The organism is Streptomyces sp. GQFP (assembly GCF_021545335.1).
Classification (GTDB): domain Bacteria; phylum Actinomycetota; class Actinomycetes; order Streptomycetales; family Streptomycetaceae; genus Streptomyces.
The window spans coordinates 2669896-2688237 of record NZ_CP089312.1 but is presented as its reverse complement, the minus strand read 5'-3'; the positions used below and the strand labels follow the sequence as shown (position 1 = coordinate 2688237).

Sequence of the window (18342 nt, the reverse complement as noted above, 5' to 3'; positions counted from 1 at the left end):
GCGGGCCGCCGATCGGGCTAATCGCCCGTTTTCCGTCCCAACCCCCCTTAAATGGTGCGGGTGACCACGACCGACCGTCGGGCGGTGCTGCGTGCGGGCGCCGGGATCGTTGCCTCGGGGGTGCTGACCACCGGGTGCGCGACCGGCGGTGCCGCCGCTCCTCCCGCCGCCCCCTCCTCCCGTACGTCCACCCCCGCCCCCGCTCCCGCACCTCTCCTCCGCTACCCCGCCCAGATCCTCCACGGCCCCCGCGACCGCCCCCGCGTCGCCCTCACCTTCCACGGCAACGGCGACCCCGCCACCGCGCACGCGCTGCTCTCCGCCGCCGAGAAACACGGCTCCCGGGTCACCGTGTTCGCCGTCGGGACCTGGCTCGACGCCCATCCCGGGCTCGCCCGCCGTGTCCTCGACGGCGGCCATGAACTCGGCAACCACACCCTCCGGCACCTCGACATCAACGCCATGCCGGAGGCGGACGCCGAGGCCGAGATCAGGGGGTGCGCCGAGCGGCTGAAGACGCTCACCGGGTCCATCGGCACCTGGTTCCGACCCTCGCGCGCCGCCCTCGCCTCCCCGCTCGTCGAACGGCTCGCCCGCCGGGCCGGCTACCCGCACGTCCTCTCCTACGACGTCGACTCCCTCGACTTCACCTCGCCGGGCGCCCCCGCCGTCGTACGCAATGTCATGGCCGACGTCCGCGCCGGATCGATCGTGAGCCTGCACTTCGGGTACGCAGACACGGTCGCCGCGCTGCCCGGTCTCCTGCACGAACTCGACCGCCGCGGCCTGCACGCGGTGACCACCACGGAGCTGCTGAGCTGATGCCCCCCACTGCACTCGCCCCCACCACCGTCGCCCGCGCCCTTGTCGCGGGAGCCGCCCTCACCGTCCTCGCCGGACTCACCGCCTGCGGCACCGAGACCCGGGAGCAGCCGAACCGGACCCTCGGCGCGGTCAAGCCGGTGAAACCCGCCGCGCCCGCCAAACCGGTCGTCCGAGGCCTCCCCGGGATGCCGCCCGTCCTCCACCCCCGTGACGTCTACGCCGCCGACCGGCCGAACAAACTCTCCCCGGTCGTACGGGACTTCCCGTCCCGCGTGTACGTGCCCAACACCGAGTCCGACACCGTCTCCGTCATCGACCCGAAGACGTACGAGATCGTCGAGACGATCCACGTCGGACGGCAGCCCCAACACGTCGTCCCGTCCTGGGACTTGAAGACGCTCTGGGTCAACAACAACCGTGGCCACACCCTCACGCCCATCGACCCGAAGACCGGGAAGGCAGGCAAGCCGGTCGACGTGCACGACCCGTACAACCTCTACTTCACGCCCAACGGCAAGTACGCCGTCGTCATGGCCTCCCTCGACCGCGAGCTGGTCTTCCGCGACCCGCACACCATGAAGACCGTCAAGACCGAGCCCGTCAGCTGCTACGGCGTCAACCACGCCGACTTCTCCCTCGACGGCCGGTACTTCATCGTGTCCTGCGAGTTCAGCGGCGAACTGCTGAAGGTCGACACGGAGAAGATGGAGGTCGTGGCGCAGCAGAAGCTGCCCTACGAGGGCGCGATGCCGCAGGACGTCAAGATCTCGCCGGACGGGAAGCGGTTCTACATCGCCGACATGATGGCCGACGGCATGTGGGTCCTGGACGGCGACAAGTTCACCCGGCCCACCCTCCTGCCCACCGGCAAGGGCACCCACGGCCTGTACGTCAGCCGCGACTCCCGCGAGATGTACGTGTCGAACCGGGGTGAGGGCAGCGTCTCCGTCTTCGACTTCGAGAAGGGCGAACTGACCAAGAAGTGGCACCTGCCCGACGGCGGCAGCCCCGACATGGGCGGTGTCTCCGCCGACGGCAAGGTCCTCTGGCTGTCCGGCCGTTACGACGCCGAGGTGTACGCCATCGACACCCGGACCGGCAGGCAGCTGGCCCGCATCAAGGTGGGCAGCGGCCCGCACGGCCTCGCCGTCTACCCGCAGCCCGGCCGCTATTCGCTCGGCCACACGGGCATCTTCCGCTGATCCGCGACGAGTTGACCGACCGGCGGCCTGTCGTCTGACACGCCGCCGATCGAGTGACGGTCCCCGGTCCGTCGCCGTAGACCCGAGAGGGTGCACGCATGATCACCACTCGCCTGCGGCGGCGGACCGCTGCCATCGTCCTCTCCCTGGCCGCCGTCTTCGCGACCTCGGCCGCCACAGTCCCGAAAGCCGCCCCCGCCTGCCCCCAGTTCGACGACCCGGTCAAGGCCGCCGTCGACCGCCGCGTCGACGTCGACCGCATCACGCCCGAGCCGGTCTGGCGGAAGACCTGCGGCACCCTCTACCGCAGCGACGGCCGCGGCCCGGAGGTCATCTTCGCGGAGGGCCTCAAGCCCAGGGACGTCATCAACGGCCAGTACGACATCGAGAAGTACGTCCTGGTCAACCAGCCCTCCCCGTACGTCTCCACGACGTACGACCACGACCTGTACAAGACGTGGTGGAAGTCGGGCTACAACTACTACATCGATGCCCCGGGCGGCGTGGACGTCAACAAGACCATCGGCGACACCCACAAATGGGCCGACCAGGTCGAGGTCGCCTTCCCCGGCGGAATCGAGCGGAAGTACATCATCGGCGTCTGCCCGGTCAACAAGACGACAAAGGTAGAAATCATGAGCGCCTGCGAGAGCAACCCCCACTACGAGTCCTGGCACTGAGCGCGCCCTGCAGGGGCGTCCTGCAGGGGCGCGGGGAACTGCGCGGCCAGCCCCCACCGGCCCGCGGCCAAGGCACAACCCCCTCACTGGGCGAGCAGCAACGCCTCCCCGCCCACCGGCACAAACCCCGCCCCCAGGAACGCCCGCACACTGCGGGCGTTCCCCGGAGCCATCTGCGCCCACACAACCTCCCCACCGCTCAACTGCCGCGCGGCCCCCGCGAGGGCCCGCCCCAGCCCCCGATGCCGTACCCCCTCCGCCACCTCCACCGCGGCCTCCAGCCGCCCCGCGACCCCACGCCCCAGAATGAGCACCCCGCCTTCGGCCGCCCACACCCGGACGTCGTCCCGGTGCTTGTGCGCCCGGGCGACCCGGTGATGACCGGGATCGTCGATCTCCGTCAGCGTCAGAGACGGCTCACCCGGCAGCGGCGAAGCCACCGCCAGCATGTCGATCGTCTCGTTCGAGCGGCCCGTACGGTCCATGAGGGCGGCCAGGAAGCGCGGGTTCATCGGCGCGGAGAGCGCGTCGCTGTCCACGCCGGCCAGGGTCCGGCGTACCCAGTCCGGGTCCTCGTCCGTGAAGACGACCGCGTGCGCGGTGAAGGCGAGGACTCCGGCGTCGCGGTGGGAGGCCTGGGGCACGATGGTCGTACGGCCGTCCGGCGGCGGGAAGCCGCCCCGCGCGACGCCGTCGAGAATGTCCCTCAGCGTTTCCCCCACAGTGCCCCTCCCGGCCTCTTGAGTCTCCACCCACTGGAAGGCCCAGACTCGCGAACATGATCGACGACGGCAACGGATATCTCACCATCGGCGAGCTGGCCCGGGCCACCGGACTGACCGTACGGACCATCCGTTACTGGTCCGACGAGGGCGCCCTGCCGCCCGTGACCAGGTCGTCCGGCGGCTACCGGCTGTACGATGCCGGCTCCGTGGCCCGCCTCGAACTGATCCGCACCCTGCGCGAACTGGGCCTCGGCCTGGACCACGTACGCGCGGTGCTGGCCGGGGAGACGACGGTCGCGGAGGTGGCCGCCGCGCATGTGGCGGCGCTGGACGCGCAGATCCGGACGCTGAAGGTGACCCGTGCGGTGCTGTCGTCCGTGGCGAGACGCGGTTCGACCGCGGAGGAGATGACGCTGATGAACAAGCTCGCGCGGCTGTCGGCCGCCGAACGCAAACGCATCCTGGAGGAGTTCGTGGACGAGATGTTCCACGGCCTCGACGCGGCGGACCCGGTGATCCGCGAGCGGATGCGGACCATCGCCACCGACCTGCCCGAAGACCCCACGCCCGAACAGGTCGACGCCTGGGTCGAGTTGGCCGAGCTGTTGCGGGACCCGGAGTTCCGGGCGCGGATGCGGGCGGTCGCCGAGTTCAACGCCGCCGACCGCGGCCACGACACCGCGGACGGCTCCTCCCTGTGGTTCGCGCAGCGGATGATGAAGCTCGCGGTCGACGCCCGGAAGCAGGGCATCGCCCCCGACGACCCGGAGGCCGAGGACGTGGTGCGGGACATACTGGGCGACGCCGACCCCGCCGGCGTACTCGCACGCCTGGAGTCGTCGACGAACGACACGGTCGCCCGTTACCGCGAGTTGCTGCTCACCGTGAAAGGCCGGGAACCGCTGGCCGCGCACCGGGAGGAGTTCACCTGGGTGGTCGCGGCGCTCCGCGCCCACCTGGCCAGTTAATCTGACCTCGTCAGCAGGTACGTACATGAAGGGGCGGGTCCCGGTGGCGGACATCGAGGAAGCACGCAAGCAGTTCGAGCGGATCGACACGAACGGTGACGGGTTCATCACGGCCGCCGAGTTCAAGTCCGCCCTGGCGCAGGAGGGTGACTGGAACGTCACCGAGTCCGTGGCCGAGGTCATCATCGCCTCCCGCGACCTCGACGGCGACAAGCTCCTGTCGTTCGACGAGTTCTGGACGTACCTGAACAAGTAGTGCGCGGTGGTACGTGGTTGGGGCGCTCGCCGGATTCTCGGTGGGCGCCCTTTCGCGTTCCCTCATGCCCTTCCGGGGGCGGGGTCATGGCGGATCGATGGATTCGCTCGTCCAATACGTGAATCCGTCATGGGGCTTCTTGTCTTCCGGTGTGCTGTCATGTCCGAAAAGCGGCGATGTGCCAAATCAGCCACGCTGTGCGCCAGTTGGCGTAGACGCTGCTGATGCCAGGCCTTTGCATGGAACCGCCGGAGGGCTCGTGGTCCTGCCGGAGCACAGGAGGACAGCCATGATGTCGCCGGACCCCTTCAGCTACTGGATCGTGCTGCTCGACATCGAGGACTTCAGCCTGCGCCCGGAGAACGCCCAGGCCACCCTGCACGAAGAGCTGTACGAGGTGGTCGGGTTCGCGCTCGGCCGGGCCGGACTCGTCCTCGCCGACTGCCCGGTCCAGGACCGCGGCGACGGCATGCTGATCCTGGTCCCCGTCGGCACCAGCCCGACCAGGCTGCTGCGCGAACTCCAGCGCGGTCTGGAGGACGCACTGCTGGCCCACCGGGCGAGGTACAACGAGGACCACCGGATGCGGCTGCGGGTCGGCCTCAACCAGGGCCTCGTGATCCGGCAGGGCGAGCGCTGGACCGGTACGGCCATCAACGACCTCGCCCGGCTGGTGGACGCGGGCCCGGTCAGGCGGGTGCTCGCCGAGGCGCGGCGGGCCCAGCTGGTGCTCGTGGTGTCGGAGAGCGTCCACAGGGCGGTCGTGCTGGGCCGCTACCCGGGCATCGACCCGGCGGCCTATCTGCCGGCCGACTTCGTCACCAAGCACGGCGAACCGCGCCGCGGCTGGGTCACCGTACCCGGCTACGCGGCGCCACCAGGACTTCCCGCGGATCCGGGGGAGCCGCCCGGCGGAGCGACAGGGGGAGCCTCCGCTCTGGGCGGCACAGCGGGAAGAGCCGGCGGCGGAACCGACTCGGGGAGCCCGGTTCCGCCGCCCACGCTCAAGGCCCTCGGTCGTGACGACGTGGCGGGTGATCTCGATGTCCGGGATCCGGTCCGTCGACGGTCCGCCGATGTACCCGCGGCCGAAGCGGTGGAGCCAAGGGCGGAACCGGTTGCCGGGCCCGGGGACGACCGCCCCGGCGGGCAGGGCGCGTACGACGTCTTCGTGTCGTACGCGGACGCCGAGAGCGGTGCCGCGGAACGGCTGGCCTCGCGCCTTCAGGAGGCCAGCGCGTCGGTGTTCCTGGTGCGGTGGGTCGCGCCGGGGCTGGTCCCGCTGCTGGAGGCCGAACGGGCGCTGGCCGGGGCCGTGCTGGGGGTGCTCCTGTTCGGGCGTACGACGATGGACGACGTCCGGATCGCCGAGGAGTACGCGACGCTCCTCCAGCACGCACATCTGAACGGCCTGCGTTTCGTACCGGCACCGGTGGACGACGTCGCCCTCCCGGCGTTCGCCGCCATCCGGCAACCGGTGGACCTGCGCGAGCCCGGCTCCGCGCGGTACGACGCCGAGGTCGGGCGACTGGTGCGGATCGTGCGCGGGCGGCCCCCCGCGCCGGGCGTCTGACGCCTCTTGCGCCGCACCGGGGCGCACATCCAGGGACATCCAGGCACCTGTTGTCCCAGGGCAGTCCCCTGGCTCACACGGATGGGTGCCGATTATCTGAAATCAGGGCGGAATGTGGTGTTCCACCCCTATTTTGGTCGCCCCGCAGCGGACGACCCGGTTCTGCCGCAACCGGGAGATCCTGAAGGCCGGCCGAGGAGGTCCGAGCGGTTGAACGTGTTCCTCTCCTACGCGGCCGACGACGCCGACTGGGCCAGGATGCTGGCCGGACAACTCGCCGAGCACGGGCTGTCGACGTTGCACGACCAGTGGAGCATCGAGCCGGGCAAAGTCGTGCTCCACGAGCAGGAGGCCGCCCTGCGCGCCTCCACTCACGGGATCGCCGTGATCAGCCCGGCATCCATGCGCGACGCGCTCGCCAGGGACGAGTACGCCGTGCTGGCCACCGAGGCGGCCTCGCGCGGTCTGCACTTCATCCCTGTGCTGCTCGGGCACGTGCGCAGGCCCCCGTTCGCCGCACACCGGGTCTGGCGGGACTTCAGTGACGTCACCGGCCAGGCGTTCGCGTCCATGGCGGCCGAACTCGCGGACATCATCACGGGCCGCCCCCGCCCGACGGACGCCGTCCCCTCCCCGGACAACCTCGACGCCGCGAATCCCAGCCCGCCCCGGCCCCTCACACCCCCGGCGGACCCCGCCTTCGTCGTCTGCTACGCCCCCGCCGACGCCGAGTACGGCGCTCGGCTGGCCGGGCAGCTGCGCTCGGCCGGGCTGCCGGTGTGGTCGACGGACGATCTCCGGCCCGGCGACGCCCAGTTCTGGACGATCAGACAGCAGCTCCGGTACGCCGTGGCAGTCGTCGTCGTGATGACTCCCCGGTCGCAGGACTCCGACGACGTCACACGCATGATCCTGGAGGGCCAGGTGCACGGGCGGCCCTTCGTGCCCGTACTCCTCGACGGTGACGTCAACTTCCACCTGGCCGCCACCTGGCACCTGGACGCCCGCGACCACACCCTGCCGGACGCGGCGCAACTCGACCTGCTGCGCCGGCTGTACGACGACGTACGGCACGAACGCCCGGTCCGGCTCCCCGAAGCGACGCACCGCGGGCCCGGCGGCCGTCGGGTGCCGGTGGTCGCCCTGACACAGTCGGCCGCTCTCGGACAACTGCGCGCCCATCTCGCCGAGGGCGAGTACGCGCACGCCGACCTGCTGACCACCCGGCTCGTCCTGGAGACGGCCGGCCGGCTCACCGAGGGCTGGCTGAGCCGACGCCAGGCCGCCGAGCTCCCCCTGGACCTGCTGGCCGGCATCGACGCACTGTGGGCCGGCTGTTCCGACGGCCGCCAGGGTTTCGGCGGACAGCTCGCACTCGTCCCCGACCCGGGCCGACGGGGAGGCCTGTACTTCCTCGACCTGGGCGCGGCCCTGGGCTGGCGCGACTCCTCGGAGGAACTCGCACCCCGGGTCTACAGCGACTTCGTACGACGGTCCGCGCCGGGTCAGGAACAGCCCGGTCGCCTCGTGCGACCCGGGTTCTTTCCCACCCTCCGGGATCCCGGACACGAGAACGCCCATGACTGGTACGACCGTTGGAGCACGACCGTGCTGGCGATCCACGCACGGCTGCGTGAGTGGAAGGCCACCTCGTGATGCAGATCCTGACCGTCCTCGTCCTCGTACTCCTGCTGGCAGCGGCGCTGTGGGCCGGCTGGGCGGGGCGCGTCCTGGTGCCCGCCGACCATGTGGGCATCGTCACCCGCCACTTCGGCCCCTCGTATCCCGATCCCGCGTTCAAGGAGATCAACCCCGGTACGGCGAAGGGCGTGCACGCCCGCACGCTGCTCCCCGGAGGCATCCACTGGCGTACACCGGTGCTGTACAGCGTGAAGTACGTGCCCCGGGTGCACGTTCCGCCGGGGCAGATCGGCCTGGTCAGAGCGATCGAGGGGCGCAACCTCACCGACGGCCGCACCTTGGGCCGGCACGTCGACTGCGACAACTTCCGGGACGGCGAGGCGTTCCTGCTCGGCGGCGGCGAGCAGGGCGTCCAGGTGACGACGCTGGCGGGCGGTCAGTCGTACTACATCAACACCCGGCTGTTCGAGGTCTCGATGGAACCCCGCACCGAGGTGCCGTTGGGCACGGTGGGTCTGGTGCGGGCCAGGGCGGGGGCCGTCCGGCCGCCGGAGCGGCGGTTCGGCCGCCATGTCGAGTGCAACAGCTTCCAGGACGGCCAGGCCTTCCTGTCCGGCGGCGGCGAACAGGGCAAGCAGCTCGCCGTTCTGGGCGGTGGCACCTCCTACGCCATCAACCCGGCGTTGTTCGAGGTCATCACGGTCGACAATGTGGGCTCCTCGCACGAGGGGCTGACGGCGGCCCACCTCCGGGACGTGGCCATCAGCGAGGGCTACACCGGAGTGGTCGTCACCCTCGACGGTGCCGAACCTCCGGAGGACACCGAATCCGGCACGGTGGCCCCGCGGGTGCCGGGCCACAGCAGCTTCCGCAGGCCCTGGACCTTCCTGGCGAACGGGGGACAGCGGGGCATCCAGGAGCAGACGCTGGGCCAGGGCACCGCGTACTCGCTCAACCCCTGGTTCGTCCGCGTGATGCTGATCCCGACCCGGGTGCTGATCCTCACCTGGCAGAACAAGCAGGACGCCGAGACCGACAACTACGACGCGGACCTCGGGCCGATCGTCGTCAACGTCCAGGGCTTCGACCTGGCGGTGACGCTCTCGCAGAACCTGCAGATCCCGCCGCGCGTGGCACCCAGGCTGGTCAGCCAGTTCGGCAACGACAGCGACTCCGACCTGGGCGGCCTCGTGAACGACCGGGCCCCCATGAAGCGGTTCGTCCGGGACGTCCTCGGACTGACCGTCGCCGGGTACTTCGCCCAGATCGCCATGACCAGCTCGGTGCTGGACTTCCTCGCGAGTTACCAGGACGTCCGCAAGGAACTCACCGACCGGGTCATGCACGCGCTGGAGAAGTGGGAACTCGGCATGCTGGGCGGCACCCTCGGCAGCTTCACCCCCACGGACCCGGTCCTCCTCGAACGCCTCAAGGCGAAGTTCTACGAGGAGATGCGCGGCGAAAACCTCGGAGTGAGCCTGAAGAACGCCAAGCTGGAGGACCTGATCGACGAGTACCGGGTGCGACAGGAGGCCCGGCGGGTCGCCCTCGAACTCAAGGAGGAGGTGGCTCTGCTGGGCCCGGACAACGTGGCGATGATCCGCATCGTCCGGGAGTTCGCCAAGTTCGACGTCCCCGAGTACATCGGCGGCGGCGACATCACCCAACTCGCCCAGGTCCTGCCGATGGCAACCATGCAGGACATGCTCTCCCGGCTGCGCGAGCTGCGCACAGGTCAGGGGATCGAGGCGACCCCGGGCAGGGAGGAACTGACGGAGAACGTGACGGACACGATCGACGGGGACGAGGCGGCGGACGACGAGTACGACGAGGTCTGAGCGGAGAGCACAGGCACACGGGAAAACCGTTGTGCAGGGCGGAACTTCCGGCGCTCCGGTCGGTCACCCCCCGAACGCCTCCCCCTTCAACTGGTCCACCGACCGGATCAGCAACGCCTGACGCCCCGTCACGATCCAGCCCCGGCCGCGCCATTGCTCCAGCACCCGGCTCACCGTACGGCGCGAGCTGAGCACCAGCCCCGCCAGGTCGTCCTGGGAGAGCGGCAGCGTGATGCGTACGCCGGTGCCGTCCGGGTCGGGATGCCCGCAGCGTTCGGCCAGGTCGAGGAGGAGGGCGGCGAGCCGCACCGGGACCGGTTCGGTGATGCCGGTGCGCTGGACGTCGGCCTCGCGCAGCCGCCCGGACAGCGTCTGCTCCAGCGCCGCCGACACTCCTGCGCTGGTCCGGGCCAGCGCCTGGAAGCGGGCGGCAGGCAGCTGCAGCAGGTCGACCGTCGTCGCCGTGAGCAGCGAGGCCGAGCGCCGGGTTCGCTCCAACCCCGCCTGCTCACCGAGGAGTTCACCGGGACCGCGCAGCGCGAGCAGGGCGCGGTAGCCGGCGTGGGACTGGGCGACGACCTTGACCCAGCCGCGCAGCAGCACGACCAGATGGTCGGAGTCCTCGCCCTGCGCCAGGAACTGCTCGTCGGCGGGCAGCGACATCCGGCTCGCCACCCGCAGCAACGCGTCCCGCTCCGCGGGCGCCAGCGCCTCCCAGAAGGTGGCCGGGCGGCGACCGCCGTTCACGATGTGCCCGTCTCGGCCATGGGACGCCCCCGGTCCAGGTGTGCGGCTGTGCCGAGGATATGTCGGCCGTCACCTGTCAGTCGATGAGCCCGTCAGCCGACGGACCCGTCATTTGAAGTCCGCCCACTCCTGCAGCGCCTTCTTGGTCGCGAAGTCGCCGACGTTCGTGTCGACCGGGTCGTCGGTGTACTGGTGGAAGAGCCACTTGGCCTGGATACGGGGCTCACCGGCCGTCACATAGTCGGCGATCCACAGTCCGTCACCGGCGTAGGAGGTCGTGTCGATGTTCAGCCAGAAGTTCCGGTTGCAGTAGAGGACGACCCGGCAGTCCGGCCGAAGCTCCTTCACCTTGCGGATGAAGGTGTCCTTCTCCGCGTTGGACGCGTGGGTGCCGTCGCCCGTCGTCTCCCAGTCGACGGCGAGGATGTCGGCGTTGCCCCGCTCCGGGGCCTGGGCGACGAAGTACTCGGCCTGGGCCGTCAGGTTGCCGGGCCAGAGGAAGTGGTAGAAGCCGACCACGCAGCCGCCGTCGCGGGCCCGCTTCGTCTGGGCCGTCAGCTTGGGGTTGATGTACGAACGGCCCTCCGTCGCCTTGATGAAGACGAAGGAGAGGCCGTCCGTGTCGTAGGTGTCGGACTGGTACGCGCTCACGTCGATGCCGCGCAGCATGCGGTGCTCCCTGAAGTACGGGTGGGGGGACAGGAGTTGAAGTACCCCAACCCTTGCACAAGTGACACCTGCTACGGGATCTCCGGCACGCGGTACTCGCCCATCGCGTCGATGAGCCAGCGGGCCAGGTAGTCGGCGAAGGAGGCGCGGGGGTGCAGGCCCAACGGGCAGCCCTTCTCCAGCCCGTTCGAAGCGACTCCGGGGCTGTGACGCGGCCGTGTCGCACGGCCGCGTCACGGCCTCACCACGTCATGGGGCGGGTCACGAGGACTTGCACGGTTTGACCGGGCCCTTGATGAACTTGTCGCTGTAGAAGGTCGGCTGCGTCTGCCCGGGCTCCTTCGGTCCGGGCTCGGGCTCGTGCACCGTGACCAGATATGTGTCCGCGTGCGTCATGACGAACCGTTGGTCCCAGTCGCCGTCACCGGTCTTCTCCGGCATCAGGACCTCTCCCCGGTCCTGCCCGCAGACCTTGTCCCAGGGGAAGTTCTCGACGACCGCGTTGAAACCGGCCGCCCGGATCTTGGCCGTCATCTCCTTGAAGTGCGCCGCGTCCCCGTTCCTCCAGATGCTGACCTCCTTGATATAGATGGTCAGCGTGCCGTTCGCGTTCTTCTTCAGCGCGTAGCCGGCCGGCACCACGTCGGTCTTCTTCCCGTTCCCGGTCCCCGTGCCCTTCTCGGTCCCCTGTTCGGTTCCCTTCTCGGCCTTCTTCCCGCTCTCCGTCCCGCTGTCCGACCCGCCCGGCAGCGCCACCGTCACGCCCGCCGCGACCGCTGCCGCCGCCAGCCCCATCGCCAGCCGCTGCCCCACCCGGCGCCCGCGCCCGTCGGTCCGCTGTCCCGCCAACGTCCGCAAACTGCGCATCAGATGTTCCTCCCGCTGAACCCGTCGGCCTTCGGGGAAGTCCCGTTCGGCAGGCACGGCCAGCAGCCTGCGCAGCTCTCGCACGTCTCCGTCCTGCTCCTGGTCCCTGCTCACCACGGTCCCTCTCCCTTCCCACTGCTCGGCCGGACCGCCTCGTGGCGGTCACCTGTCTGCTGCCGCCGCGCAGCCGCCGGTTCCAGGTTCTGCTCCAGATTTTTCAGCGCCAGCTTCTCCAGCCGGCGGCGCGCCCGGGACAGCCGGGAACGGACGGTGCCCACCGGTATTCCGAGTGCCTCGGCGGTCGCTACGTAGTCCAGCCCCGCCCACACGCACAGCGCCAGCACCTCGCGGTCCGGCCGCGACAACTGGTCAAGTGCCTTGCGCACCGCGGCTATCCGCTCCTGGTCCTCCAGCCGGCCGACCACCTCGTCGGCGAAGTCCGGCAACAGGCCGGGCGGAGGCATACGTTCCATCAGGGCCCGGTGCCGCCGGGCCGTACGTCTGCGGTGGTGCACCACGTTGGTGGCGATCCCCAGCAGCCACGGCAGCAGACTGCCGCCGTCCGGCTCGACCTTCTCCCGCATCCGCCAGGTTTCGAGGAACGTCAGCGAGACGCAGTCCTCGGCGACCGACCAGTCCCCGGTCAGACGGAAACAGTGGTTGTACACAGCCCGCCCGTGGTCCTGGAAGAGCACGCGGAAGGAGTTCTCGTCGCCCGCGCGTATGCGGGCCCGGAAGGGTGGTTCCATGCCTGGCTCTGCCATCCGGTGACCGACGGGTTCCATGTGAGGTGCGTCACCCAAGGTATCCGAGGGGAAAATATGTACTCAGGTCGGCTCTCCCGGGCCGGCCGACCCCACCAGCACGGGAGGCCTCACGAACATGCCACCACCTCAGCGAGCACTGGGTGTTGCCGTCGTCGGCACCGGCAAGATGGGCGCGGACCACGTGCGCAGACTCCACGACGTCATCAGCGGCGCACGCGTGACAGCCGTCGTCGACATCGAGGCGGAGCGCGCCAAGTCGCTCGCGGACGCCATCGAGGGCTGTACGGCGTACACCGAACCCGCGGCGGCCATGGCCGCGCAGGATGTGGACGCCGTACTCATCGCCTCCCCGGGACCCGCCCACGAGGCCGCCCTGCTCGAAGCGCTCGGCCGTGACCTGCCGGTCCTGTGCGAGAAGCCGCTCACCCCCGACGCGGCCTCCGCCCTGCGCGTCCTGGAGGCGGAGCAGCGGCTCGGGCACCGGCGCGTCCAGGTGGGCTTCATGCGGCGGTACGACGCCGAGTACCTGAGGCTGAAACGGCTCCTCGACAGCGGGGAGCTGGGCAGGACCCTGATGCTGCACCACCGGCACCGGAACCTGTCCATGCCGCCCTGGTTCACCAACGAGATGCTCATCAACGACTCGGTGGTGCACGAGATGGACGTGACACGCTGGCTCCTCGACCAGGAGATCACGGCGGTCACCGTGCACAAACCGGCCCCGACGGCACATGCGCCGGCCGGGATGAACGACCCCCAATTCGTCCTCTTCGAAACGGAGTCGGGCGCCCTGGTCGACGTCGAGATCTTCGGCCACTGCGGCTACGGCTACCAGGTGCACGCCGAAGCGGTCTGCGAGCGCGGCACCGTACGCATCGGCGACGAGCCCGGGCCGCGCGTGAGCGCCGACGGCCGCTGGGGCGGACGTATCACGCCGGACTACGTCGAGCGCTTCGAGGACGCCTACGACCGTGAGGTCCAGGCCTGGGTGGACGCCACCCGGCGCGGCGGGATCACCGGCCCCGGCGTCTGGGACGGCTACGCCGCCGCGGCCGTCTGCGAGGCGGGCGTCCGCTCCCAGCGGGACGAGCGGAAGGGGCACCGCGTCGAGGTCGAGCTGATCGAGCGGCCGGCCCTCTACCGCTAGGCGGCGCACGGCAGTTGGGGGCGGTACGCGACAGGTACCGCCCCGGTCTCCGTACGCCATGCGGCACTCTTCCCCGGCCGAGGCCGCGCGGTCACAATGGACCGGCCGTTATCGGCGGAACCGAGACCTGGGGGGTCCCGTATGGCGTCGCAACCCGTGCCCCGGCGCAAGGGCGGTGAGGTCGGCCCGGTGGACCGGGCCGGGGCGCTTCCCGTTCCGGGACGCGCCGCGAGGGTGGACGCTCCCGTGCACGACGCCGGGACGCTCGGGTTCGTCGACCGGCCCGGCCGCGAGTACTGGTGGCGTCAGCTGAGCGAGGCGGCCCGGGACCGGATGGTCGCCAGGGTCGGTCCGATCGTCGAGTGGTGGGCGTACTGCCACCGTACGGACCCCGAGCGTCCGTACGCGGTGGTGTTCGGCGAGCGGGGTCTCGCCGTGGCCACGCCTACCGTCAACGACCGGGGCGGGGCAGCGCAGTTGCTCAAGGTCGTGCCGTTCGTGCCGTCGTCCTTGCGGCACGCGGTGGTCGTGCGGAAGCCGACCCGGGCACGCTCCGCCCGTCCCGCGCTGTCCGGCGGCGCAGCGCCGCCGGAGTACGGCGAGGAACTGCCGCTGTCGGCGCCCCTGCGCGGATTTCTCGGCAATCTGCCCGCGGAGGCGCAGGCCCGGTTGCAGTCGCCGTTCGTCAACGGCGACGAGTTCGTCCGGGGAGACTTCTTCTACTCCGGGGGCGACAACGAGCTGGACGTCTGGTGCTACCTGGCCGGACGCCGGTGGGTGACGTTCGTGTCCGGACACGGCTCGGCCCTGTCCGGTCCCGCACACCGCGCGTCGTGGCGGCTGATCTGCCGGCAGGCCGAGGTAGCGGCGCGATGACCTCGACGGACGAACCGGACCTCTACGCCCTGCTCGGCGTCCCGGCCGATGCCACCAGGGCCGAGATCGTACGCGCGTTCCGCCGCAGCGCCCTGACCCACCACCCCGACCGCGGCGGCGACGCGGAGGCCTTCAAAGACCTGCACCGGGCCTACGAGACGCTGTCCGACCCGGTGCGGCGCAGGGCGTACGACCGCCGCCGCCAGGCACCGCCGCGCGATGCGGCGCCGAGGACCTCCGCCGAACCGCCGCCCACGGCGGCCGACACCTTCACCTGGGCCTCGGGTGCGGGCCCGCGCACGGGTGCGGGTGCGGGCTCGGGCCACTTCGGTGACCAAGAGGCGTACGCCGGTTCCTTCCCGGCGCACGACCCGGGCCGCTCGTGGCGGCGGGCCGATCGATTCGCCTGGTGGGCACCCGCCGAGGAACCGCCGCCGAAGCGCCGCCGCCGCTGACCCGCTCCGGTCACCGGCAGTCCGCCGCCCCGTTCCCGGAGCCCTGCTCTCGCGTCGGCACCAGCAGCCTCTGGCCCGCCGAGAGGTCGGTCCTCTTCCCCATGTCGTTGAGTTCCTGCAGGTTTTCGACGGTGGTGCCGTACTCGCAGGCGAGGCCGGACAGCGTGTCACCGGGTACGACGTCATGGAAGCCGAAGTAGAGCTCGAGTGGCGGGGGCGAGAACAGGTCGGTGAAGACCGGCGTGGGCAGCCGCGGGGTGAAGCTCGGCTCCGGCAGGAGATCGGTGTAGGGGGGCAAGGCTGAGTACTGCGGGAATATCGGCGTCGGCTGCGCGGTCCGGTAGGTCTGCGGGAAGGTCTGGTAGGGCTGGGAGGAGTCGGAGCCGATCAGGGCGATCCCCCACACCACGCCCGCGACGATCAGCGCACCCATGGTCACCTTGGCGACCTTGCGCTGCCGTGCGAGTTCCTCGACGACCAGGTTCGACGCGTTCCTGGTGCTCCGCCGAGCCGTCGTCGGTCCGGCCGGTGCGGCCACGGTACGCAGGGCCAGGACGACCGGCGCCTCGATGTCCACGCCGAGGCGCACGAGTTCACCGCGCAGGGCCGACACCGCCGTACGGTCGCGTGCGGCTGCCGCGACGAGATCGTCCAGGCGCCCGCGCGGGTCCCGGGGACAGTCCAGGAGGTAGCCCTGGGTCCAGCTGAGCACCCAGCGCGCCCGGCCCGCGCCGGCCAGCGCCTGCCCGGTCAGCGCGTACAGGGCCTCGGTGAGCTGCTCCTCGGGATGGGGCGCGTCGGTGAGACCGCGTACCAGCTCTGTCTGTCTGCCGCGTTCCAGCAGGCCGAGGACGGTGGCGAGCGTGGGGCGCGCCGCCACGTCGGGGTCGCGGGCCGCGTCGAGCAGGAGGCTCGCGAGTTCGATGGCGAACGCCTCGGCGGCCAGGTCGGCCCAATCGGTCCAGGGCAGTGCCGTCGCCGTGTGCCCGGCCTCGCCGAGCATCTTGCGCTGCACCCGGGGCACCGGGGACGGGTCGGCGACCAGCGGCCCCTCGTCGTCGACGACGGTCCTGGGGCTCGTGGCGGGCCGCGCCTCGATCAGGGCCAGCCGTCGGGCCAGCGGAGGATGGGAGTCCAGCGGGGAACGGCCCGCCTCGACGGGGTGCGCGCGCAGGTCGGCCATCCGCTTCCGCACCAGCGGGTCGCCCACCATGGCGGCGAACGCCTCGAACACGTCCTCGGGCACGAACCCGAGCCGCTGTACGGGCCGCAGGAACCGGCTCTCGAACCCGGCCCAGGTGATGCCGAGCGCGTGGACGGCGCGCAGCGCCTGGGCGGTCACCTCCGGTCCGACCGCGGCGGCGGCCTCCGCGTCGGCCTCCAGCTCCTGGCGTCGGCGCACCGCCAGGGACAGGCGCAGATACATCCAGGCATAGGCGCCGATCGCCGCCTGGAACAGCCAGGCATACCCGAGGGCATTTTCCGACCGCGCGGTCATCCGCAGCCGGAACAGGGTGGAGTGCAGCGACGCGGCGCCCCGGTAGGCGATCGCGCCGAACCGGGTGTGGCGGCCCGCGTAGTGGCCGAGTTCATGGCAGAGCACGGCCCGCAGCTCCATGGGACGCAGCCGGAGGAGCAGCGGCACGCCCAGGTACATGGTCCGCTCGCCGACCGCGAAGCCGAGCATGCGGGCGTCCTCCGACACCGACGCGTTCGCCTCCGACGTCAGATAGATCCGGCCGGGCGGCCGGGTGCGCAACTGCCCGGCCAGATCCTCGACGAGCCGCCACAGGCCGGGCGCGTCGGCGCGGCGCAGGAGAACCGCGTCGGGCGGGGGCTCCTCGGTACGGCTCACCGTGGCTATCCCGTACAGCAGGGCGGAGGCCGCCGGGATGCTGGCGGCCAGGGCGAGCCACCAGTTGTTTGCCCGCGAGGGAAACTCGATCATCCCCCACAGCATGAGGCCGACAAGTGCCGTGTCGGCCGCGAGGAGGCCGAACGCCACGACGTAGAACCCGGCGAGCAGCGCCACGGCGAACAGCCCGCGTAACCACCCCAGGACAGCGGTCACCGCTTCTCCTCCAGCCTGCGGGCCAGCGCCGCCCGCGCCCGGCCGAGCGCCTCCGGGTCCGCTTCGACGGCCGCCCGCAGCCAGGCCTCCGCGCCGCGCAGGGCCATGACGACGGGGTCGCGGCCCAGGCCGATCCGGCTCGCGTCCAGCTGTCCCGAGCCGACCGGCCGCGGGCCGGACATGAACGGGTCGCGCCGGTTGGTGTCGTCCGTGGCCATGTCCAGCGCCTCCTTGAGCGTCAGGCGGGCCTTCGCCACGTTCGCGGCGACGCCGCCGCGCGTCATCCGCAGCGTCTTGGCGATCTCCTTCTGGGACCAGCCGTGCAGACAGAACAGCACCATGGTGACCCGCTGCCGCGGCGGCAGGGCGGCCAGCAGCCGCAGCACCTCGCGGGCCTCCGCACTCTCCTCGGGGCTCGCCAGGACCGGCACCGGCACATCCGGCAGCCGTTCCTGGCCTTTCCGGCGCCTGCGCTGTGTCTTCCACAGCCGCTGGACCGAGACGCGGTACACCCACGCCTCGGGCAGCTCGTACGAGGCGATGCGGTCCCAGGCCCGGTAGGCCTCCAGGAACGCCTCCTGAACGACGTCCTCGGCGTCCTCACGGCTGCCGCAGAGCATGATCACCTGCGCCAGGACACGTCCGTACGCGCCCGCGAAGAACGTCTCGAAGTCCCTTGGCCGCACGGCCTGTTCCGCGCTCACCGACGGTCCGCCCCGGCCGCCTCGACGGCCGTCGCCGAACGCGCGGTCAGCATGTCGCCGTCGGCCCGCGTCACCTCGACCGTGCCTCCGGGCCCCGCCGCCCGCACCACCGTGGCCAGCGCATGCGCCCACGCCCGCTCCCGCGCCGGCCGCGTCCACAGCACCGCAAGCCCATACACCAGCCGTGCACAGGTCAACACGACGACCACCACCACAGGTTCGACAACCATTTCAGGGTCCCTCCACAGGATCACAGCAGTGACACCCTGATACAGCCGTCAGCGCCCAACTGGTTTACCCGGGACCGGAATTCGGCGCGGGGATCCGGCAG

The 18342-nt window shown here is 71.0% G+C and carries 19 protein-coding genes; 11 read left to right on the top strand and 8 right to left on the bottom strand.

The window, feature by feature from the left end; all coding sequences use genetic code 11:
• Window positions 1–51: 51 nt before the first annotated feature.
• From LUX31_RS11625 to LUX31_RS11615, 3 genes are all read left to right on the top strand, one after another.
• The gene (locus LUX31_RS11625) at window positions 52–822 is read left to right on the top strand and encodes a polysaccharide deacetylase family protein (protein WP_235474705.1); all 771 of its coding nucleotides are present in this window, start codon (window positions 52–54) and stop codon (window positions 820–822) included.
• Window positions 822–2027, top strand: a complete 1206-nt coding sequence (locus LUX31_RS11620; protein ID WP_235474704.1) for a YncE family protein — start codon at window positions 822–824, stop codon at window positions 2025–2027. Before LUX31_RS11625 ends, LUX31_RS11620 begins: the two co-directional genes overlap by 1 nt.
• Window positions 2028–2125: 98 nt before the next feature.
• The gene (locus tag LUX31_RS11615) at window positions 2126–2707 is read left to right on the top strand and encodes an ADP-ribosyltransferase (protein WP_235474703.1); all 582 of its coding nucleotides are present in this window, start codon (window positions 2126–2128) and stop codon (window positions 2705–2707) included.
• 83 nt (window positions 2708–2790) lie between these two features.
• Here the strand turns inward: LUX31_RS11615 and LUX31_RS11610 are convergent, their stop codons facing one another.
• Window positions 2791–3429 carry a GNAT family N-acetyltransferase gene (locus LUX31_RS11610; RefSeq protein ID WP_235474702.1) on the bottom strand — a complete coding sequence of 213 codons (639 nt, stop codon included), beginning with the start codon at window positions 3427–3429 and terminating at the stop codon, window positions 2791–2793.
• A gap of 56 nt (window positions 3430–3485) precedes the next feature.
• On the opposite strand from LUX31_RS11610, the gene LUX31_RS11605 reads away from it, so the two are divergent.
• The 5 genes from LUX31_RS11605 (at window position 3486) to LUX31_RS11585 (ending at window position 9708) form a co-directional block, all read left to right on the top strand.
• On the top strand, window positions 3486–4400 hold the full coding sequence (locus LUX31_RS11605; RefSeq protein ID WP_235474701.1) for a MerR family transcriptional regulator: 915 nt from the start codon (window positions 3486–3488) through the stop codon (window positions 4398–4400).
• Window positions 4401–4443: 43 nt separating this feature from the next.
• A complete protein-coding gene (locus LUX31_RS11600; protein WP_235479883.1) occupies window positions 4444–4656 on the top strand; it encodes an EF-hand domain-containing protein in 213 nt (70 codons plus the stop codon).
• Window positions 4657–4945: 289 nt separating this feature from the next.
• Entirely contained in the window at window positions 4946–6229 is a 1284-nt protein-coding gene (locus LUX31_RS11595) for a toll/interleukin-1 receptor domain-containing protein (protein ID WP_235474700.1), read from the top strand.
• Window positions 6230–6445: 216 nt separating this feature from the next.
• Window positions 6446–7885: a TIR domain-containing protein gene (locus tag LUX31_RS11590; protein WP_235479882.1), complete on the top strand. Its 1440-nt coding sequence runs from the start codon at window positions 6446–6448 to the stop codon at window positions 7883–7885.
• Entirely contained in the window at window positions 7885–9708 is a 1824-nt protein-coding gene (locus LUX31_RS11585; RefSeq protein ID WP_235479881.1) for an SPFH domain-containing protein, read from the top strand. Before LUX31_RS11590 ends, LUX31_RS11585 begins: the two co-directional genes overlap by 1 nt.
• 63 nt (window positions 9709–9771) lie before the next feature.
• Here LUX31_RS11585 and LUX31_RS11580 read toward each other — a convergent pair whose 3' ends face one another.
• The 4 genes from LUX31_RS11580 to LUX31_RS11565 all read right to left on the bottom strand — a co-directional run bounded on the left by LUX31_RS11580 (window position 9772) and on the right by LUX31_RS11565 (window position 12740).
• Window positions 9772–10455, bottom strand: a complete 684-nt coding sequence (locus LUX31_RS11580) for a Crp/Fnr family transcriptional regulator (RefSeq protein ID WP_235474699.1) — start codon at window positions 10453–10455, stop codon at window positions 9772–9774.
• Window positions 10456–10563: 108 nt separating this feature from the next.
• A complete protein-coding gene (locus LUX31_RS11575; RefSeq protein ID WP_235474698.1) occupies window positions 10564–11124 on the bottom strand; it encodes a glycoside hydrolase family 25 protein in 561 nt (186 codons plus the stop codon).
• A gap of 261 nt (window positions 11125–11385) precedes the next feature.
• Window positions 11386–12108, bottom strand: a complete 723-nt coding sequence (locus tag LUX31_RS11570) for a hypothetical protein (RefSeq protein ID WP_235474697.1) — start codon at window positions 12106–12108, stop codon at window positions 11386–11388.
• A complete protein-coding gene (locus LUX31_RS11565; RefSeq protein WP_235474696.1) occupies window positions 12102–12740 on the bottom strand; it encodes an RNA polymerase sigma factor in 639 nt (212 codons plus the stop codon). Before LUX31_RS11565 ends, LUX31_RS11570 begins: the two co-directional genes overlap by 7 nt.
• Before the next feature lie 133 nt (window positions 12741–12873).
• Here LUX31_RS11565 and LUX31_RS11560 point away from each other — a divergent pair, with 133 nt between their 5' ends.
• From LUX31_RS11560 to LUX31_RS11550, 3 genes are all read left to right on the top strand, one after another.
• Window positions 12874–13905, top strand: coding sequence for a Gfo/Idh/MocA family protein (locus tag LUX31_RS11560; RefSeq protein ID WP_235474695.1), 1032 nt, complete (start codon window positions 12874–12876; stop codon window positions 13903–13905).
• A 141-nt stretch (window positions 13906–14046) separates the two neighbouring features.
• Window positions 14047–14781, top strand: a complete 735-nt coding sequence (locus LUX31_RS11555; protein WP_235474694.1) for a hypothetical protein — start codon at window positions 14047–14049, stop codon at window positions 14779–14781.
• Entirely contained in the window at window positions 14778–15236 is a 459-nt protein-coding gene (locus tag LUX31_RS11550) for a J domain-containing protein (RefSeq protein ID WP_235474693.1), read from the top strand. Before LUX31_RS11555 ends, LUX31_RS11550 begins: the two co-directional genes overlap by 4 nt.
• Window positions 15237–15246: 10 nt before the next feature.
• Here LUX31_RS11550 and LUX31_RS11545 read toward each other — a convergent pair whose 3' ends face one another.
• The 3 genes from LUX31_RS11545 to LUX31_RS11535 are packed head-to-tail and all read right to left on the bottom strand — an operon-like array spanning window position 15247 to window position 18241.
• Window positions 15247–17307, bottom strand: coding sequence for a M48 family metalloprotease (locus tag LUX31_RS11545; RefSeq protein WP_235474692.1), 2061 nt, complete (start codon window positions 17305–17307; stop codon window positions 15247–15249).
• Window positions 17304–18011 carry an RNA polymerase sigma factor gene (locus tag LUX31_RS11540; RefSeq protein WP_235474691.1) on the bottom strand — a complete coding sequence of 236 codons (708 nt, stop codon included), beginning with the start codon at window positions 18009–18011 and terminating at the stop codon, window positions 17304–17306. The genes LUX31_RS11545 and LUX31_RS11540 overlap by 4 nt, the downstream gene beginning before the upstream one ends.
• A complete protein-coding gene (locus LUX31_RS11535) occupies window positions 18008–18241 on the bottom strand; it encodes a hypothetical protein (protein ID WP_235474690.1) in 234 nt (77 codons plus the stop codon). The genes LUX31_RS11540 and LUX31_RS11535 overlap by 4 nt, the downstream gene beginning before the upstream one ends.
• Between the last annotated feature and the right edge of the window lie 101 nt (window positions 18242–18342).

Coding starts and splice junctions, on each gene's coding strand:
- LUX31_RS11535 (WP_235474690.1), bottom strand. CDS start 18,241: ATGGTTGTCGAACCTGTGGTGGTGGTCGTCGTGTTGACCTGTGCACGG.
- LUX31_RS11595 (WP_235474700.1), top strand. CDS start 4,946: ATGATGTCGCCGGACCCCTTCAGCTACTGGATCGTGCTGCTCGACATC.
- LUX31_RS11565 (WP_235474696.1), bottom strand. CDS start 12,740: ATGGAACCACCCTTCCGGGCCCGCATACGCGCGGGCGACGAGAACTCC.
- LUX31_RS11555 (WP_235474694.1), top strand. CDS start 14,047: ATGGCGTCGCAACCCGTGCCCCGGCGCAAGGGCGGTGAGGTCGGCCCG.
- LUX31_RS11575 (WP_235474698.1), bottom strand. CDS start 11,124: ATGCTGCGCGGCATCGACGTGAGCGCGTACCAGTCCGACACCTACGAC.
- LUX31_RS11625 (WP_235474705.1), top strand. CDS start 52: ATGGTGCGGGTGACCACGACCGACCGTCGGGCGGTGCTGCGTGCGGGC.
- LUX31_RS11560 (WP_235474695.1), top strand. CDS start 12,874: ATGCCACCACCTCAGCGAGCACTGGGTGTTGCCGTCGTCGGCACCGGC.
- LUX31_RS11585 (WP_235479881.1), top strand. CDS start 7,885: ATGCAGATCCTGACCGTCCTCGTCCTCGTACTCCTGCTGGCAGCGGCG.
- LUX31_RS11605 (WP_235474701.1), top strand. CDS start 3,486: ATGATCGACGACGGCAACGGATATCTCACCATCGGCGAGCTGGCCCGG.
- LUX31_RS11550 (WP_235474693.1), top strand. CDS start 14,778: ATGACCTCGACGGACGAACCGGACCTCTACGCCCTGCTCGGCGTCCCG.
- LUX31_RS11620 (WP_235474704.1), top strand. CDS start 822: ATGCCCCCCACTGCACTCGCCCCCACCACCGTCGCCCGCGCCCTTGTC.
- LUX31_RS11615 (WP_235474703.1), top strand. CDS start 2,126: ATGATCACCACTCGCCTGCGGCGGCGGACCGCTGCCATCGTCCTCTCC.